The following is an 18625-nucleotide window of genomic DNA, read 5'->3' as shown; positions in this document are numbered from 1 at the left end:
CTCTATTATTTATATCATACCGCCCACTGAATGGAAAGGAAAGAATTACGACTAAAATAGCAAATTTATTACAACAGCAAACAGACTGAGATTTCTTATATGGAATATTAATGATAAGAGTCGAATATTGCGATCTAAAAACGCTTTACATTTTAGTAATAGGTAGTACGATAGTGAAAGTGATAAAAATAACAGATTTAAGACTGTAAGATATAAGAGATAAAGTTTATTTAAAATACAGATATTGATAAGTTGGAGGAAAATCAAGGTGGAAAACGATTTAGATGTGACATCAGGTAGTATCATAAAGATATTTATTAAATATGCCATACCTACAATACTTGGAATGGTGGCAATTTCATCCGCATCCATCGTAGATGGTATATTTGTAGGACGCTTTATTGGTTCTAATGCATTGGCTGTTATTAATTTAATTGTTCCATATGTATCTTTGCTATTAGGTGTTATAACTATGCTGGGATCTGGGGGGTGCGTTCTTTGCGGCAAACTTATGGGTGAGAAAAAATCTGAAGATGCCTCCAGAACATTTTCAAAATTTATTCAGATCATGTTACTATTGATACTGATCCCCTGGATACTCGTTTTACTGTTCCCGTATCATATCGCTTATCTGCTTGGTGCAGATAGCAGTGTTGCTGAAAATACTGTTACATATTTAATAAATTATACTTATTTTTTACCATTTCAGCTCATGGGGATCGGGCTCAGTTTTTTTTCAAGAGTCAATGGCAGACCCGGCTTAACTTCCTTTGCATTGCTGTTAAGTGCAGGAATGAATGTGTTTCTTGATTTTATATTTGTGGTTTTATTAGGTCTTGGAATAAGAGGCGCTGCATTTGCTACTGGTTTATCACAATCCATGACATTTTTTATTCTGTTACCTACATTTTTTAATAAAAACAGTGCTCTTAAGCTGGTAAAACCCGTTAAATTCACAAAGGATATTTTGTTCTCAGTTTTTAATGGTATTTCAGAATTCTTAAATGAAACTTCAAGTGGAATTGTTGCATTTGTATTCAATCATGTTCTTATGAGCCAGTCCGGCGTGGATGGGGTAGCGGCTTTTACCACGATTAACTTTTTTTTGTATAGCGGCTGCCTTGTCAGTTATGGAGTAGTAGCTTCCATGAATGGTCCCATTAGTATTAACTTTGGTGCCAGAAATTCAAAAAGAGTAAATGGGTTCCTAAAAGTTTCTATTTTGTTCAATCTGATTATGGGGGCGTTAATTGCTGCTGCATTATATTTCTTCGATGATTTATGGGTCAGTATTTTTTTAAAGAACAAAGCGGCTCATATCAGTGAGCTTGCAGTTACATATATTGGGCTGTTATGGCCTGCTTTCTTAGTCAGTGGATTGAATATAGTGATTACGGGGTATTTTACAAGTACCTTAAAACCAGGATTATCATTTATCTTCTCCGCGCTACGGTCATTATTATTCCCCATACTGTTCATTTTGATATTGAATTCTATATTTATGGATGAGAAAGTGTTCCTGTCGATTCCCATTGCAGAGTTTCTGACTTTATTAATATGTTTGATTTGCATTTTTATTAAAAAAAACAGGAGTGTTGCTCCTGAAGTGAAATCATAAAGATTTCAACATCACTTTGCAACACTCCTTAAAAGTAGCAGGGGAAGAGGGGCTCGAACCCCCATTTACGGTTTTGGAGACCGTTGCTCTACCATTGAACTATTCCCCTATATGGTTAAATTACCTGCTCACCCGAGCACTTTGAAAGTATAGCATAGAACATTTTATATTGCAACAGTTTTTTGAAAAAAATAAAAAATTTGATAGTCAGCAAAATAAAATTTTATTCTGCTGTTCATAAATAATAGTTTGTGGTAAAATGAATCTATAAATCCGCTTAAATTACAGGTGGTTTGTTTGGCGATTTTGATAAAAATATATCATAAAAATAGTGAAATTGAATTATGAAAAAAGGGCGATGCAAAGAAAATTCCTTCTAAATAATTTGTCTTAGTAAAAAGATGCTTAATTCTCACAGGTTTTTATTGTGGGAATTACAAGTAATGCACAAAAACATGCAATATAATCTTATATGAAACAGAATTTGACAAATGACGTCAAACATGTTATAAGTACTTCATAGCTATTATAGAAAAGGGAGTCTGCTCATGAAACAGTTTAAGATTATATTGCCAACAGTTGCTGAGGCCAAAATGTTTGTTGCTGCTGCTTCCAGGTGTAATTTCGACATAGACGTATTTTACAATCGAGTGATTATTGACGCAAAGTCTATATTAGGTGTTTTAAGCTTGGATTTATCCCAGATTCTTACTGTCCAGTTAAACGGAGCAGATGCAGAATTTGAAAAATACTTAAAAAAATTAACTCCGGAAAACAGCTCAGCAGCATAAACGATAAAGCAACGAGAAAGAGGGAATTGCAGCCATATGGTATGCAGTTCCCTTTTTTCATCGGTGGACGTGTTATATCGATTGTAAGAAGGAGGAACCGGAATGGAGCAGGAAGAAAAAAAGGTCTTAAGCATATCCGTCAGGAATCTGGTGGAATTTGTGCTGCGTTCCGGAGATCTGGATAACCGCCATAATTTTGCTGCGGAGAAGAATGCCATGCAGGAAGGCAGCCGGATTCACAGAAAGATTCAGCGCCGTATGGGAGCGGATTATAAAGCCGAGGTAACATTAAAACATGTGGTAGAGGAAGATCAGTTTCAGATTCTGGTGGAAGGAAGAGCGGATGGGATCATTGATAAGCCGGATGAGCTGATCATAGATGAAATCAAAGGAATCTATATGGATTTGTCTTATCTGGAGGAGCCCTTTCCTGTTCATCTGGCCCAGGTCATGTGTTACGGATACTTTTACTGTTTTGATAAGCAGAGGGACGGGGCAGTCATGCAGGTGACCTACTGCAATATAGAGACAGAAGAGATCCGCCGCTTTCAGACAGAGAAGTCCTTTGAAGAGCTGGAAGCCTGGTTTTTGGGACTGATCCATGAATATGTGAAATGGGCCAGGTATTTATACAGTCATGGAATCAGGAGAGATGAGTCAATCCGGGAACTGGAGTTTCCTTATCCCTACCGCCAGGGACAGCGGGAGTTGGCGGTATCGGTATTTCGCAGCATCCAAAGAAAACGGAATTTGTTCATTCAGGCTCCCACCGGAATCGGGAAGACGCTTTCCACCGTTTTTCCGGCTGTAAAGTCCATTGGAGAGGGACTGGGGAATAAGCTCTTTTATTTGACCGCAAAAACCATTACAAGGGGAGTTGCGGAAGAATCCTTTGATATTCTAAGAAAAAAAGGCCTTTATTTCAGTACCGTCACCCTTACAGCCAAAGAAAAACTCTGCTTTCTGGATAAGCCGGACTGCAATCCCGATGCCTGTCCCTATGCCAAGGGACATTTTGACCGTGTAGGTGATTGTGTCTATGATATCATTCACAATGAATTTGGTATTACCAGAGATGTAATATTGCGTTATGCCACAGAATTTCGGGTCTGTCCTTTTGAATTGTGCCTGGATATCAGTAACTGGGTGGATGGGGTGATCTGTGATTATAATTATGTTTTTGACCCTGATGTCCGGTTGAAACGATATTTCTCAGAAGGGGTTACCGGAGAGTATCTATTTTTGGTGGATGAGGCGCATAATCTGGTGCCAAGAGCCAGGGAAATGTACAGTGCGGCCATCTGGAAAGAGGACTTTCTTCTTATTAAAAAGATTATAAAGCCCATGAACGAAAAAATAGGCCGTTTGCTTGACCGGTGCAACAAAGAACTGCTGGAAATGAAACGCCAGTGTGAGGGGTATCACATTCTGGAAGACGTCCGTTTCTTCATCACCAGTGTCATGAGTTTATTTGGGGAAATGGAACTGTTTATGGAGAAAACTTCCGAATTTGGAGACCGGGATCTGGTACTGGATTTCTTCTTTGATTTGAGGAAGCTTCTTAACATTTATGACCGGCTTGATGAGAATTACAGAATCTATACGGAACTCATGTCCGACGGGCGCTTTATGCTAAGGTTTTTTTGCGTAAACCCGTCTAAGAATCTTCAGGAGTGTCTGAAAAAGGGAAACAGCACCGTGTTTTTTTCAGCAACCCTTCTTCCGGTTTCCTATTATAAGGAACTGCTAAGCGGAGATCAGGAGGAATATGCGGTCTATTCCCATTCACCCTTTGATCAGGATAATCGTCTCTTGATGGTAGGAACCGATGTGAGCAGCCGTTACACAAGAAGAAACCGCAATGAATACCGGAAGGTGGCAGATTACATCAGTAAGATTGTATCTGCGAGAAAAGGAAATTATATGGTTTTTCTTCCATCTTATCAGTATTTAAAAGAAATAGAGACTATTTTGCCGGAACGGATCTGCGATGGGGACTCTGTTACCTGTTATGCACAGGCATCTCATATGAATGAGCAGGAAAGAGAGGCGTTCTTAATGGAATTTTCCAGAGAGCGGGACGATTCCTTTGTAGGCCTTTGTGTGATGGGAGGTGTCTTCTCCGAAGGAATTGATTTAAAGGAGGAGAGACTGATTGGGGTGATCATCGTGGGAACCGGACTCCCTATGGTCTGTACGGAACAGGAGATTTTGAAAAATTACTTTGAAGAAAAGTCATCGAAAGGTTTTGATTATGCTTATCAGTATCCTGGCATGAACAAGGTCATGCAGGCTGCCGGAAGAGTGATCCGTACAGCCAGGGATGAGGGGATCATTGCCCTTTTAGACGAACGTTTTACCCGGCCTGAATATCAGGCGTTGTTTCCCCGGGAATGGGACAGCTTTTATGAAGTGAAATTAAAGAGTGCAAAAGAGGTTGCCAGTCAGTTCTGGGACAGCCGGTTAGTGGAGGAGAAAGAGAATGAAAAACACACTTAGATTAAGACCGTATAAAAAAGAAGATGGAACGTATCTGCTAAACTGGCTCACAGACCGCCGTATGCTTGGTATGTGGTGCAGAGATCATTTTTCATTTCCACTGTCAGCTGATCAGCTGGAGCGGTATCACAATGAACTGGAGAAGGATTCCCGTTCCTTTGGTTTTACCGCGTTAAATGAAAAGGGAATTCCGGTGGGGAGTTTCCGTATGTCCAGAGTGGATTATGAAAAGAAGAGCGTTCACCTTGGTTTCATCGTAATTGACCAGAGTCTGCGGGGGCAGGGACTGGGAGGACAGATGGTTTCTCTTGCAGTGGGTTATGCGAAGGAATTCCTGGGAATGGAACGAATCACGCTAAATGTATTTGACTGCAATCCGGGAGCAAAACGGTGCTATGAGAAAGTGGGATTTCACGAAGAGCAGTTTAAAAAAGAAGATTTTGCCTATGAAGAGGAAAAGTGGGGGATCTACCTGATGGTTTATGATAGATGAAATGAAAATAAAAAGCTGCCGGAAGGATCAGTCGGCAGCCGGGTTTTGTATCAGAGCATGTCCATAAATTGTCTGGAAGCCTGAGAAACGGGTATATTTTCATTATAGGCCACGACCATCTGGCGTGTGGGCAGTTTTTCTGTCAGCCTTACCTGAAATAAGTCCCTGTCATTATTAGGAATGCAGAAATCAGGAACGAAAGCGATTCCAAGTCCGATCCGAGCCAGATCAATTAAAAGATCGTTGCTGCTTAATTCAATTTCAGGAACTAAATCCAGCTGCTCCTTCTGGAACATATGGTGGAGAAATTCACTTGTGGTGCTTTTTCGGTCCAGCATAAGAATGGGATAGGTCTGAAGCTTCTGAAGATTAACCGTCTCTCCTTTTAATGGAAAGTATTCCTGATTTGCCACAAATACATCTGAAAATTCATTGATCACCCGGAACTTCTGGGAACTGAGAAGACCGGAGTTGGGATAATTGGTGATGATGAAATCTACCTGACCATTGGCCAGCAGATGAGCGCATTCAATGGATGTCTGGTTGGTAACCTTAATGTGCACATTGGGGTAAGCTTTGTGGAATCTGTTTAAATAGGGAACCAGAAAGTAGCGGCAGATGGTATCACTGGCTCCGATGCGCAGCTGGCCTCCGTTTAAGGTATTGGCTTCCAATAGCTGATTTTCTCCCTTTTGTATCAGATTAATAGCAGGTTCGATATGCTTTAAAAGAATCTCCCCTTCGGGAGTGAGCTGAACCTTCTTGGTGCTTCTGATAAAGAGTGTCTGGTTTAATTTCTTCTCCAGTACCTTGACTGACTGGCTGACTGCAGACTGGGAAATAAAGAGCTGTTTGGAGGCCTCAGAAAAGCTAAGTGTAGCGGCAACATGATAAAAAACCTTGTACAGTTCATAATTAATATCCATCATTAGCCCTCCTTATAAATATAAGGATATTCTATCACAATATTGAATGATTTGTAAAGGAAATTGACAAATTAATTGGACTGCGGTATAGTAACGGGCACAGGATTTAAGTGATGATAAATAAAGGAGTGAAAAAATATGCATGATAATTTTTACCAGATGTATTTAGACGAGATGGGAGAGATCACTCCCTGTACCGGAGAAGAACAGTTAAAGCTGATTTCGGATTTAAGAGAAGGAAATCAGGAAGCGAAAAAGAGACTGATAGAAGGAAATTTAAGAACCGCTCTGGAGTATGCCAAGGAGTATGACGGAAAAGGCGTGCTGTTATCAGATCTTGTACAGGAAGCCAATATGGCACTTTTAATGGCAGTGGAAGAATATGCAAAAGCGGGCGGAGAGAACGGATTTGACAGCTATGTGGCAGAAAAGATAAAGAAGGCACTGGAACTGGCTGTCGAAGAGGAAGTATCTGCAGACCAGACTGGAGAGGAACTGGCGGCCAGAGTCAATGTACTTCAGCAAATCGCCCAGACTCTTGCAGCAGAGCTTGGACGTGAGGCAACGGTAGAGGAACTGGCGGACAAGATGAAGATGAGCGTGGATGAGATTCGTGGAATCATGAAGATGGCAATCGATGCAGTGAGTCTGAATGCGGAGAATGCGGATTTAGAGGCATTGGCAGAGGTGAGTGAGATGGAAATTACCGACTCAGAAGACTACGACTACGAAGTTTAAGATACCAGGAGAAAAATGATGAGGATATATCTGATACGCCATGGGCAGACAGATTGGAATATACAGGGGAAGATTCAGGGAAGCCATGACATCCCTCTCAATGAAACAGGACTGATGCAGGCAAAGTTACTGGCGGCAGGTATGGAATCCAGACCGGTAAAAAAAATATTTTCCAGTACACTGAAACGTGCTATGGCAACGGCAGAGGCTCTTGCTGGCAGACAGGAGGCAGAAATTATCCCCATGCCCCGGCTTATGGAAGTGGAGTTTGGTGTATGGGAAGGCCTGACATGGAAAGAGATTGAGGAAAGTTATCCAGGCGAATACAGACACTGGGTCATGGATCCTTCTCACGCTGCACCCCCCGGAGGAGAAAGCCAGAAAGAGATCTCCCGGCGATGTAAGACTGCAGTCAGCGAAATTATCAGACAAACCGGTGGAAGAGAAGATATTGCAGTGGTTTCCCATGGAGCGACTCTTGCCTGTCTGGTTTCTGTCATGCTGGGGCCGGATGAAGAAGATGAGAGCATTATAGTGGAGAATGCCAGCATCACCACCGTTCATTATAGTCCTCTTACTGAAATTTTTACTGTGCTGGAAAAGAATGATGTATCCCATTTAACGTCATTATAAAGCTGCCTATAAAAAAAGGGGAAGCCTTTTAAAGCTTTCCCTGATCTTTAATCAAACAATGTTTCAACCAGAATTTTCATCATGGAAGGGGTAGTACGGATAAAAAGCTTATCACGTCCGCTGCAGCGGATGGACGTCTTGAGCATTTCCTCTTTCGCCGCGGCGGTATCAAAGATACCAACCATATTGGCGCAGGATTCCACAATGGAATTAAGCTGTCCAGCCTTCTGAATAAAGGTATCAATGTGGTTTTCACTAAGCTGTAGGCAAACTTCCAGATTAGGGCTTTGTCCGTCGGTCTGATACTGAGTGCTTTCAAATAAGTATTTCTGAGATAAATCTTTTAACTGCTGATCAAGTTCCATTCAATTAACGCTCCTTCGTAAAAAAATCCTTTACTACTATATTGTAAAAACTGTTTTTTTTCAAGCGGTATTATGAAAAATGACAATAATTGTCGAAATATGTCGTTTTGTAATTCTGCAAAAGGATATGGAAGATTTTGTTCCTGTTGTAAGACAATGAAAAATTGTGAATCATTTATCTTAGGTTGATTTAATCATGCCTCTATATTATGATATGATTATGAGAAAAATGTAAGTACTTACAAAAAAGAGTATCAGGGAGGAATCAGTTAATAATGAAGGAAATCAGGGGTAATGTAATTGTCGGTCAGTCGGGAGGACCCACCGCAGTGATTAATTCCAGCCTTGTGGGTGTCTATAAAACGGCTAAGGACAGAGGGGCAAAGATTGTATATGGAATGCTTCATGGAATCCAGGGATTGCTTGAAGACCGGGTAGTAGACCTGTCCCAACATATAAAAAGTGATCTGGATATTGAATTGTTAAAGCGGACGCCCTCCTCTTATCTTGGCTCCTGCAGATTTAAACTGCCGGAGATCCATGAAGATCAGGAGATTTACAAGAAGATATTTCACATTCTTGATGACATGGAGATTGAATATTTCTTCTACATAGGCGGCAATGATTCCATGGATACCATTAAGAAGCTGTCTGATTACTCTATTTTAAACGGAAGCCGGATCCGTTTTATGGGAGTTCCAAAAACCATTGACAATGATTTGGCAGCCACCGATCATACGCCTGGGTATGGAAGCGCTGCAAAGTATATCGGTTCCATTACAAAGGAAGTAATCCGGGATGGTCTGGTGTATGACCAGCAGAATGTGACTCTGATTGAAATTATGGGGCGGAATGCAGGATGGCTTACCGGTGCAGCAGCGCTGGCTAAGTGCGAGGACTGTGAAGGACCAGATATGATCTTTCTTCCGGAGATTCCGTTTGATATCGAAGATTTTATGAAAAAGATAGCCGGACTTCACAAACAGAAAAAATCAGTGGTAGTTGCCATTTCGGAAGGGATCCGGGTGGAAGACGGCAGATATGTCTGTGAACTCACAGATAACGTGGATTATGTAGATGCGTTTGGACACCGGCAGCTTACCGGTACAGCCAGATATCTTGCAAGCCGTATTGCAAGAGAAACCGGCTGTAAGACCAGAGCCATTGAATTCAGTTCTCTGCAGCGATGTGCTTCCCATATGGTATCCAGAGTGGATATTACAGAGGCCTATCAGGTAGGAGGAGCAGCTGTGAAAGCGGCATTTGAGGGTGAGACAGGTAAAATGGTAATTTTAAAACGGATCTCGGATGATCCTTATATCTGTGTGACCGATATTTACGATGTCCATAAGGTTGCAAACATTGAGAAAAAGGTTCCAAGAGAGTGGATCAATGAAGCAGGTGATTATGTGACAGAAGAATTTTTAAACTATCTCCGGCCTCTGATTCAGGCAGAGCTGACTCCTATCATGACCGATGGCCTGCCAAGGCATCTGTATTGCAAAAATAATAAGAATCAATAAAGAAGCGGTGCCGAAACCAGATGATTTCGGCACCGTTTTATTAATAAAAGTGATCAATGACATAAGATATATTAATTTCTCTAATCGATATGTTTTATGGTATGATATTTGTACGATAATAACAGGGAAGTCTGACCTGATAGATCATAAGGATTCTTTACAAGGAGGAAATTATGAGTGTAAGAAGAGTATACGTTGAGAAAAAACCAGCTTATGCCGTAAAAGCAGGAGAACTGAAAGAGGAAATCGCAAATTATCTGGGAATTGGTACAGTAACAGATGTGCGGGTTCTGATTCGGTATGATGTGGAAAATATTTCGGAGGAGACCTATAAACTGGCTCTCACTACTGTTTTTTCAGAACCTGCGCTTGACCTGGTTTATGAAGAGGAAGTTCCGGTTAAGGAAGGAGATACCGTTTTTACGGTAGAATATCTTCCCGGACAGTTTGACCAGAGAGCGGATTCTGCAGAGCAGTGTGTGAAAATTCTCAAAGAAGATGAGGAGCCGGTAATTAAATCGGCTGTTACTTATGTCATTTCCGGCGATCTTACTAACGCTCAGACCGAGGAAGTGAAATCCTTTTGTATTAATCCAGTGGATTCCAGGCAGGCAGAAGAGACAAAACCACAGACGCTGGTTACTGTATTTGACATACCAGAGGATGTTATTGTTTTTGACGGATTTAAAAAGCTGGAAGAGTCGAAGCTGAAGGAATTATATCAATCGTTAAACCTTGCCATGACATTTCAGGATTTCCTCCACATTCAGAACTATTACAGGGATGAAGAGCACAGAGATCCGACCATGACGGAAATCAGGGTACTTGATACTTACTGGTCAGATCATTGCCGCCATACCACGTTTCAGACCGAGTTAAAGGACGTGGAATTTACGGCTGGGGACTATAAAAAGCCAATGGAAGCAACCTACCAGCGCTATCTTTCAGACCGGGAGGAAGTATTAAAGGGAAAGAGCGGAAAGTTTGTCTGTCTCATGGATCTGGCTTTGATGGCTATGAAAAAGCTGCGTCTGGAAGGAAAGCTTGAGGATCTGGAAGTATCGGATGAAATCAATGCATGCAGCATTGTAGTTCCGGTGGAGATTGATGGAAAAGAAGAAGAGTGGCTGGTAAACTTTAAAAATGAGACTCACAACCATCCCACTGAAATCGAGCCCTTCGGAGGAGCGGCAACCTGTCTTGGCGGTGCCATCAGGGATCCCCTTTCCGGACGTACCTACGTGTATCAGGCCATGCGCGTAACCGGCGCTGCTGATCCTACAAGATCATTAAAGGAAACATTAAAGGGAAAGCTGCCGCAGAGAAAGATCGTGACTGGAGCAGCAAGGGGATACAGTTCTTATGGAAATCAGATCGGTCTTGCAACCGGTTATGTAAAGGAAATATATCACCCCAATTACGTGGCAAAGAGAATGGAAATCGGAGCGGTTATGGGCGCAGCTCCCAGAAAAAATGTAATCCGGGAAACTTCCGATCCGGGAGATATTATTATCCTTCTTGGTGGAAGAACGGGACGTGACGGCTGCGGTGGTGCGACCGGTTCCTCCAAGGTTCATACAGAGGATTCCATTGAAACCTGCGGTGCAGAAGTTCAGAAGGGAAATGCTCCAACAGAAAGAAAGATTCAGAGATTATTTCGCAGGGCAGAAGTCAGCCGTATCATTAAAAAATGCAACGATTTTGGTGCCGGTGGCGTTTCTGTCGCAATCGGAGAACTGGCAGAGGGACTTAAAATTGATCTGGACAAGGTCCCCAAAAAGTATGCCGGACTTGACGGCACAGAAATCGCTATTTCTGAGTCCCAGGAGCGTATGGCAGTGGTGATTGATCCAAAAGAAGTGGATCAGTTCCTTTCCTATGCAGCAGAGGAGAATTTAGAGGCGGTTGAAGTTGCGGTTGTAACGGAAGAACCAAGGCTGGTGATGAGCTGGAGAGGGAAAACCATTGTTGATATCAGCCGTGGCTTTTTAGATACCAACGGGGCTCATCAGGAAGCATCGGTTATCGTGGAAGTTCCGTCAAAAGAAGGCAGTGCATTTGGTAAGAAGGAAGTTGGAGATGTTAAGAGTACCTGGCTTAATCTGCTTTCCGGTTTAAATGTATGTTCCCAGAAGGGACTGGTGGAGATGTTTGACGGTTCCATTGGTGCAGGTAGTGTCTTTATGCCTTATGGAGGCAGATATCAGCTGACTGAGACACAGTCCATGGTAGCCAAACTTCCTCTGGAACAGGGAACCACCGATACGGTCACCATGATGAGCTATGGCTTTGATCCCTATTTATCCAGCTGGAGTCCTTATCACGGTGCAATCTATGCAGTTTTGTCATCAGTAGCTAAAATCGTGGCAGCAGGCGGTGATTATAAAAAGATCCGTTTCACCTTCCAGGAATATTTCCGCCGCATGTCAGAAGATCCTGCACGCTGGAGTCAGCCATTTGCAGCTCTCTTAGGCGCTTACCATGCCCAGATGGGCTTTGGTCTGCCGTCTATTGGTGGAAAGGACAGTATGTCGGGTACATTCCAGGATGTGGATGTTCCTCCAACCCTTGTTTCTTTTGCAGTGGATATTGCCAGCCATAAGCACATTATTACACCTGAACTGAAACAGCCGGGAAGCAGTCTTGTGCTGATTGAAATACAAAAGGACGAATATGATCTTCCGGTATATGAACAGGTGATGGATCTTTACGGAAAATTATTTGAAGATATTAAGGCGAAGCGCGTAATTTCGGCCTATGCAGTGGAAAGCAATGGTATCTGCGAGGCAGTGAGCAAGATGGCATTTGGAAACAAGCTTGGTGTTAAGCTGGAAGATACTGTGAAACCAGAACAGCTTTTTGAGGCCGGCTGGGGAAATCTGGTTTGTGAAATTCCAGCTGGTAAGATCCCGGAACTTTTCATTCCTCATACCATAATCGGTACAGTAACTGATCAGGGAGTATTTGAATATGGAACAGTTGCAATCTCTGTAGAGGAGGCAATTCACGCATGGACAAAGACTCTTGAGGAGGTATTCCCTACCAATTCCGGTGCAAAAGAGGAAACGGCAGCTGAGAAATTATATGAGACATCAAATGTCTATGTCTGCAAGAACAAGGTTGCAAAGCCGACCGTATTTATTCCGGTATTTCCGGGAACCAACTGCGAATACGACAGCACAAAAGCCTTTGAAAAAGCAGGTGCCAGCGTGGTTACCCGTGTATTTAGAAACTTAACTGCCAGTGACATCCGGGAATCAATCGAGTGCTATAAATCACAGATCAGCAAATCCCAGATCGTGATGTTCCCAGGTGGGTTTTCCGCAGGTGATGAGCCCGACGGTTCTGCCAAATTCTTTGCTGCAGTGTTTAGAAATGAGGCAATCAAAGAAGAAATCACTAAGCTTATGGAAGAAAGAGATGGACTGATGTTAGGCATCTGCAACGGTTTCCAGGCGCTGATTAAGCTGGGGCTGGTACCGGAAGGCGCTGTTACAAAGCAAAGAGAGGATTCCCCCACTCTTGCCATGAATACTATCGGACGCCATATTTCCAAGATGGTTTATACAAAAGTGGTTTCCAACAAGTCTCCATGGCTTTCCGGCGCACAATTAGGCGGTGTTTACTGCAATCCCGCTTCTCATGGCGAGGGAAGGTTTGTTGCCAATGAGGAATGGTTGGAGAAATTGATTCAAAACGGACAGGTGGCAACACAATATGTGGATGCATCTGGCTGCCCGACCATGATTGAGGACTGGAATCCAAACGGCTCTTATATGGCGATTGAAGGAATTACAAGCCCTGACGGAAGAATCCTTGGTAAAATGGCTCATTCCGAGCGGCGGGGAGACGGCGTTGCAATGAATATCTATGGGGAACAGGATATGAAGGTATTTGAATCTGGAGTAAATTATTTTAAATAAAAGAAATTTTACGGACCTTGTGCAGAGAAATTTATTCTTTGTATGAGGTCTTTTTCAATGAAGAAAACCTTGTAAAAGAATGTGTGAGTGAACAGAAAATTGTTTTTGGAAGGAATATTGAAGTACCTGTATACAAAAACAAGTTTAAGCACGCTATAACTAGCTATTGACTATGCTTTAAAATAGGGGCTTTCATGATCAAAGGTCTCTTTTTGGTTGTAGAAAATAATGGAATATATTATAATTATATCAAAAACAGAAGTTATCTAATAATTATAGGGAATGGTTTTATCGGGGGGCATATGATAGATATAAAGAATATTAAAAAAAATGTTTGGTATAAAGAATCATTAAAATTAATAGCAATATTGACTATGCTGGAAACAACTGCCGTATTCTTAATAAGAGGGTTTTGGTATTTTTACAAATTAGGTTTTTATAAAGCAATTGGTGTGAATGAAATTTATATTGAAGTAAATACAATGAGTTCCCTGTATGAGATCATTGGGTATATGGGTATTGCAACTTTATTAATTGTATCAAACTATTTTGTATATGTTTTGTTGATTAGAAAAAAGATTATATTTTTACTTTCATTTTGTGTCGCCCAAACAATTTGTCTTTTAGGAATAGTATTAGAATCGAGTAATATACAAATAACATTAGTAATAAAAGAAATGTTATTTCTTAATCAAGAAATGGAATACTTAAAATTAATAATAAAGAGTTTTTTTCTTATTCTAGTCATTAATACAGGTGGAATATATTCTACAATTGCAAATAGTATTTTATACAAGAAAGGTAAAAATAAAAAATTAAGTAATACAGATGAAGAAAACATACAAGATATAAAAAAAATAAAAGTAAATAATGATATATTAAATTGGATAATTGGATTTTTTATAATTCTACTAATTGAAGGTGTCTATATTTTTGGAATTGGAATACGATCAGGAAATCAAAAAACGGATTATAAATTAATTTATGAACAAGTGGATATTAAGGATATAGAAAATATTCATAGTCCTTATTTCTTTACATATAATAACAAATCATTTAAGGAATATGCAGTTTTATTTGAAGATAAAGATAATTATATCATTGCTTACTTATATAAAGAAGACGGAAATAGAAAAATTGATAAAAATCGTCAAAAAATAATATCAAAAATTAATGTTGAAACAATATATTCTAAAAATATTTTTAAAGAGGGGAAAACAAACAAAGAAAATCAAGCTATTGAGGCTGAGCAAAATAATGATGAAAAAGTGATGGGGAAGAGTATGACTGATGGTTTAGTGGGAGCTATAATTGGAGCACTTATAGGGGGATTTATTACATGGTTTAGTACTGAAAGGGCTATAAAAAAGCAAAAACAAGAATCAGAAAAAAATGCAGCTTCTAATTTGTATTATGATTTAAAGAGCATTGAAAATTACTTTAGTTATGATATATCTGTAAATCTTAGGTACTCTGATAAATGGCAAGATATGGTTTCTAACTGTACATTTTTAAATGATGAAGAAATTAAATTTGTTTATGAAATATATGATGAAGTATATAATTTTAATTATTTTTATGAAAATAACAAGACAAATATGTTGGAAATTACACAGCAAGGTAAGAAATTAAAGAAAAAAATTGGTATTGACCATGAGGATCTTATGAATGAAGGAGATTGCTTAAAGGCTGAAAAGAATTATAGAAATGTATATAGCTCTTTGCTAAATAAATTATCTAAATATAAGGATAAATAATATGGTATAAAGGATTCATAGGAATAAAAATTTTCAGGAGAATAGGGATATGTCATAGCAAAATCTATAATAGTTTATTGGCAGAGTTAATACACGAATTACATGATTAGATTTTATGTAGATACAGTAGAGAAATCAGGACGAGAAGGAGAATATATTACTCGATATGTTGTTACAATTCCGATAATCCATATGTAATAATAGAAACCATAAGACGAATCAACAGAACGATATAATAAGATAACAGAGCCTGAGCCGGGTTGCGGAGTACTGCCGCAGTCCCGGCCGATTTTTATAACTTTTTAACTTCATGAAAGCAGGCAGAGGGAGGAATTCCCTTTTTCGCCTTAAACAGCTTGCTGAAATAAAAAATATCAGAAAATCCACATTGCAGAGCCACTTCCCCCACACTGTATTCCCCGCTTTTTAATAAGTTTTCCGCATAGTTTAAGCGTATGGAAATGAGATACTGCTTAAATGTCATTCCAGTGACTTTTTGAAAGAGATTCCCGTAGTATGCCGGGTGAAGATGATATCTTTTTGCCATCTCTTCCGTGGTCAAGTTCTCCCAGTAATGAGCACTCATATAGTGGATGCTGCTTTTGATGCGGGGGTCATCCTGACTGGCATGATTCTTGTTTAAGAGCTGGTCTAAAATCAGGTGAAGTATCATGCACAGAATGGCTCTTACCTTTAGCATATAACCGAAATTCTGCTGCAGCCACTCACTGTGCATCTCATTATACAGCGCGATCAGCTGTGGATTGCTTCCGATGTGGCTGATAAACGGCAAAGGCAGCGAAACATACTCACCGGTCTGGTTTCTGAGACGAAAGTTGGTGGCATAGCACTCAATCAGATCATCGGGGATACTGGTGGCTGCCCGGTAGCTGTTTTGAGGAATGCAGATTAAATCGCCTTTATTCACAATATAGGTCTGATCATTAATGGTATATTCGGCTTTCCCGTCCATTACATAGGTGATATCAATAAAAGATGTAATGCAGGGTTCAATCTTCCAGCCGGGAGTAGGTTTTCTGTGAATGTAGTAATGAAGTTCCGGTATCAGATTGTTAAAATCCAGTTCCTCGGTCATATGGAACACTCCTTTTTCTATGGAAAAATCCTATTTAAAATAATTATTAAATTAATACAAGTAAATATTTTTAAAAAATTGTCGATTTATGCGCTTAATCGTATTATATGGCATTGATAATCACAATACAAGTCTATTTTAACAAAAAATAATCTTTAATAATTACAAAAATCTTAAATCATTCCATTCTAATATTTTGTGCAATTTGCTATGATACACCTACCGGACGAAGCTTTGTTTGTAATGTTTTACATGGTAAAAAATGATAATTGTCGGACTGAGTACAGGAAGGAATAGGGATGTTTGAAAAACGAGATTTATGCTGGTTGCTCAAGCCGGTAAGCAAAAAACAAATTGTAACCTGGTTTATGGAAGACAGGGCCCCGTCAGTGACAGCCCGGACAATTGAACGGGAGATGCCCCTTCTGTTTGGTGGAATTTCACGATCACAAAAGGAAGATGCCTCAATTGTATTAAGCCTTACAGAGGAAGCCAGCCTGGGAGATGAGGGATATTCCATAGATAAAACAGAATCGGGATATGAGATCAGAGGAAGGACACAAAAAAGTCTTCTTTACGGAATCTTCGGTCTGCATCGTCTGCTGGTGGGGAAGAATGGAAGTTTCCCTTACATCAGTATTCCCGATCAAAATTACCGGATGATTAATCACTGGGATAATTTTGACGGAACCATTGAACGTGGGTATTCTGGAAACTCGATTTTTTTTGATCATAATAAGTTTCGCGGTGATATGGATCTGATCCGTCAATATGCAAGGCTGCTGGCATCAGTAGGGATTAATGCAGTTTCCATTAACAACGTTAACGTTAGGAAATACGAACGCTCTTTCATCACTGGGGAGTACTTAAAGGAAATAAAAAAAATAGGAGATATCTTTACTGCATATGGAATCAGGATATTTCTTGCCATTGATTTTGCAGCACCAATCTCAGTAGGGAAGCTTTCTACGGCAGATCCTTTGTGCCCGGAGGTAGCGTCCTGGTGGAGACATGCGGTAGAGGAACTATACAGCATAATCCCGGATTTTGGCGGATTTGTTGTAAAGGCCGATTCAGAACATGAACCAGGTCCGTTTACCTATGGAAGAAGTCACGGGGATGGAGCCAATATGCTGGCAAAAGCAATCCGGCCTTTTGGAGGAATTATCGTCTGGAGAAGCTTTGTCTATGACTGTACCCAGGACTGGAGAGACCGAAGTCTTGACCGGGCACGGGCCGCTTACGATCTCTTTCATGAATTAGACGGCAGTTTTGATGAGAATGTTATTTTGCAGATTAAAAACGGACCCATTGATTTCCAGATCAGGGAACCGGTGTCTCCTTTGTTTGGCACCCTGAAAGAGACCAATCAGATACTGGAGTTCCAGATTACCCAGGAGTACACCGGACACCAGAAAGATATCTGCTATCTGGTTCCCATGTGGAAGGAAGTGCTGGATTTTGACACCAGACATGGAGCGTTAAGTCTGGTTAAAAAAGCGGTCAGAGAGTATTCTCCCAATCAAAAGCTTTCCGGGATCTGTGCAGTAGGAAATGTGGGAATGGACCGGAACTGGACCGGAAATAAGATGGCACAGGCCAACTGGTATGGATATGGACGGCTTGCCTGGGACAATGATCTGACTTCAGAGGAAATTGCCCGGGAGTGGCTTCATTTAAGCTTTGATTTAACGGAAGATGCAATGAAAAAAGCATTGTCCATTCTCATTACCTCCAGAGATACGTATGAGGATTATACCTGCCCTCTGGCTGTAGGATTTATGTGTAAGCCGGGAATTCATTATGGATGTGATATCGATGGCTATGAATACGACTGCTGGGGGACTTATCATTACGCCGACAGAGACGGAGTGGGAAGAGACCGGACTGCAGCAACAGGAACTGGTTATACAAAGCAGTATTCACCTCTTAAATTTAAAGAGTATGAAGATATTCATACATGTCCTGACCAGTTATTGCTGTTTTTCCATCATGTACCTTATACCCATGTGCTTCAGTCGGGGAAAACGGTGATTCAGCATATCTACGATACCCATTTTGATGGTGTGGAGAAGGTAAAAGAATACCAGGCCAAGTGGGAGAGCATCCGAGATGAGCTTGATGAAGACAGTTATAAAAATGTGAGAGACCGTCTGAATCTGCAGCTTAAAAATGCAGTGGAGTGGCGGGATCAGGTCAATACTTACTTCTTCCGGAAATCCGGTATTGGGGATGAAGCAGGAAGAACGATCTACAATTAGCA

The 18625-nt window shown here is 40.7% G+C and carries 13 protein-coding genes and 1 tRNA gene; 10 read left to right on the top strand and 4 right to left on the bottom strand.

Going from position 1 to position 18625, the window contains the following annotated elements:
- The first annotated feature begins 268 nt into the window (after positions 1-268).
- Positions 269-1618, top strand: coding sequence for an MATE family efflux transporter (locus ABS301_RS06115; RefSeq protein WP_349671376.1), 1350 nt, complete (start codon positions 269-271; stop codon positions 1616-1618).
- Positions 1619-1656: 38 nt separating this feature from the next.
- On the opposite strand, the gene ABS301_RS06110 is transcribed toward ABS301_RS06115, so the two are convergent.
- Positions 1657-1727: transfer RNA gene (locus ABS301_RS06110), tRNA-Trp, on the bottom strand.
- Positions 1728-2166: 439 nt separating this feature from the next.
- Here ABS301_RS06110 and ABS301_RS06105 point away from each other — a divergent pair.
- The 3 genes from ABS301_RS06105 to ABS301_RS06095 all read left to right on the top strand — a co-directional run bounded on the left by ABS301_RS06105 (position 2167) and on the right by ABS301_RS06095 (position 5401).
- Positions 2167-2409, top strand: a complete 243-nt coding sequence (locus ABS301_RS06105; protein WP_349671375.1) for an HPr family phosphocarrier protein — start codon at positions 2167-2169, stop codon at positions 2407-2409.
- A 102-nt stretch (positions 2410-2511) separates the two neighbouring features.
- Positions 2512-4908 carry an ATP-dependent DNA helicase gene (locus ABS301_RS06100; protein WP_349671374.1) on the top strand — a complete coding sequence of 799 codons (2397 nt, stop codon included), beginning with the start codon at positions 2512-2514 and terminating at the stop codon, positions 4906-4908.
- Positions 4892-5401, top strand: coding sequence for a GNAT family N-acetyltransferase (locus tag ABS301_RS06095; protein ID WP_349671373.1), 510 nt, complete (start codon positions 4892-4894; stop codon positions 5399-5401). Before ABS301_RS06100 ends, ABS301_RS06095 begins: the two co-directional genes overlap by 17 nt.
- 50 nt (positions 5402-5451) lie before the next feature.
- On the opposite strand, the gene ABS301_RS06090 is transcribed toward ABS301_RS06095, so the two are convergent.
- Positions 5452-6327 (bottom strand): LysR family transcriptional regulator, encoded by an 876-nt coding sequence (locus ABS301_RS06090; RefSeq protein ID WP_349671656.1) that lies wholly within the window; start codon positions 6325-6327, stop codon positions 5452-5454.
- Positions 6328-6465: 138 nt separating this feature from the next.
- Here ABS301_RS06090 and ABS301_RS06085 point away from each other — a divergent pair, with 138 nt between their 5' ends.
- The gene (locus ABS301_RS06085; RefSeq protein ID WP_349671372.1) at positions 6466-7065 is read left to right on the top strand and encodes a sigma-70 domain-containing protein; all 600 of its coding nucleotides are present in this window, start codon (positions 6466-6468) and stop codon (positions 7063-7065) included.
- A gap of 15 nt (positions 7066-7080) precedes the next feature.
- Entirely contained in the window at positions 7081-7698 is a 618-nt protein-coding gene (locus ABS301_RS06080; protein WP_349671371.1) for a histidine phosphatase family protein, read from the top strand.
- Between the two features lie 47 nt (positions 7699-7745).
- Here the strand turns inward: ABS301_RS06080 and ABS301_RS06075 are convergent, their stop codons facing one another.
- Complete coding sequence (locus ABS301_RS06075) at positions 7746-8063, bottom strand: hypothetical protein (protein WP_349671370.1); 318 nt, start codon at positions 8061-8063, stop codon at positions 7746-7748.
- 275 nt (positions 8064-8338) lie between these two features.
- Between ABS301_RS06075 and ABS301_RS06070 the strand changes: the two genes are divergently transcribed.
- The 3 genes from ABS301_RS06070 (at position 8339) to ABS301_RS06060 (ending at position 15266) form a co-directional block, all read left to right on the top strand.
- Positions 8339-9586: a 6-phosphofructokinase gene (locus tag ABS301_RS06070; protein WP_349671369.1), complete on the top strand. Its 1248-nt coding sequence runs from the start codon at positions 8339-8341 to the stop codon at positions 9584-9586.
- A 173-nt stretch (positions 9587-9759) separates the two neighbouring features.
- Positions 9760-13509 carry a phosphoribosylformylglycinamidine synthase gene (locus tag ABS301_RS06065; RefSeq protein ID WP_349671368.1) on the top strand — a complete coding sequence of 1250 codons (3750 nt, stop codon included), beginning with the start codon at positions 9760-9762 and terminating at the stop codon, positions 13507-13509.
- A 194-nt stretch (positions 13510-13703) separates the two neighbouring features.
- Positions 13704-15266 (top strand): hypothetical protein, encoded by a 1563-nt coding sequence (locus ABS301_RS06060; protein ID WP_349671367.1) that lies wholly within the window; start codon positions 13704-13706, stop codon positions 15264-15266.
- 292 nt (positions 15267-15558) lie between these two features.
- Here the strand turns inward: ABS301_RS06060 and ABS301_RS06055 are convergent, their stop codons facing one another.
- Positions 15559-16362, bottom strand: a complete 804-nt coding sequence (locus tag ABS301_RS06055) for an AraC family transcriptional regulator (RefSeq protein ID WP_349671366.1) — start codon at positions 16360-16362, stop codon at positions 15559-15561.
- A 299-nt stretch (positions 16363-16661) separates the two neighbouring features.
- Here ABS301_RS06055 and ABS301_RS06050 point away from each other — a divergent pair, with 299 nt between their 5' ends.
- Entirely contained in the window at positions 16662-18623 is a 1962-nt protein-coding gene (locus ABS301_RS06050) for a glycoside hydrolase family 20 zincin-like fold domain-containing protein (RefSeq protein WP_349671365.1), read from the top strand.
- The last annotated feature ends 2 nt before the right edge of the window (positions 18624-18625 follow it).

The sequence above is a fragment of the Lacrimispora sp. genome (assembly GCF_031982545.1).
Lineage (GTDB): Bacteria > Bacillota > Clostridia > Lachnospirales > Lachnospiraceae > Lacrimispora.
Note: the sequence above shows the minus strand (reverse complement) of the source record. Positions and strands in the feature narration are given on the sequence as shown.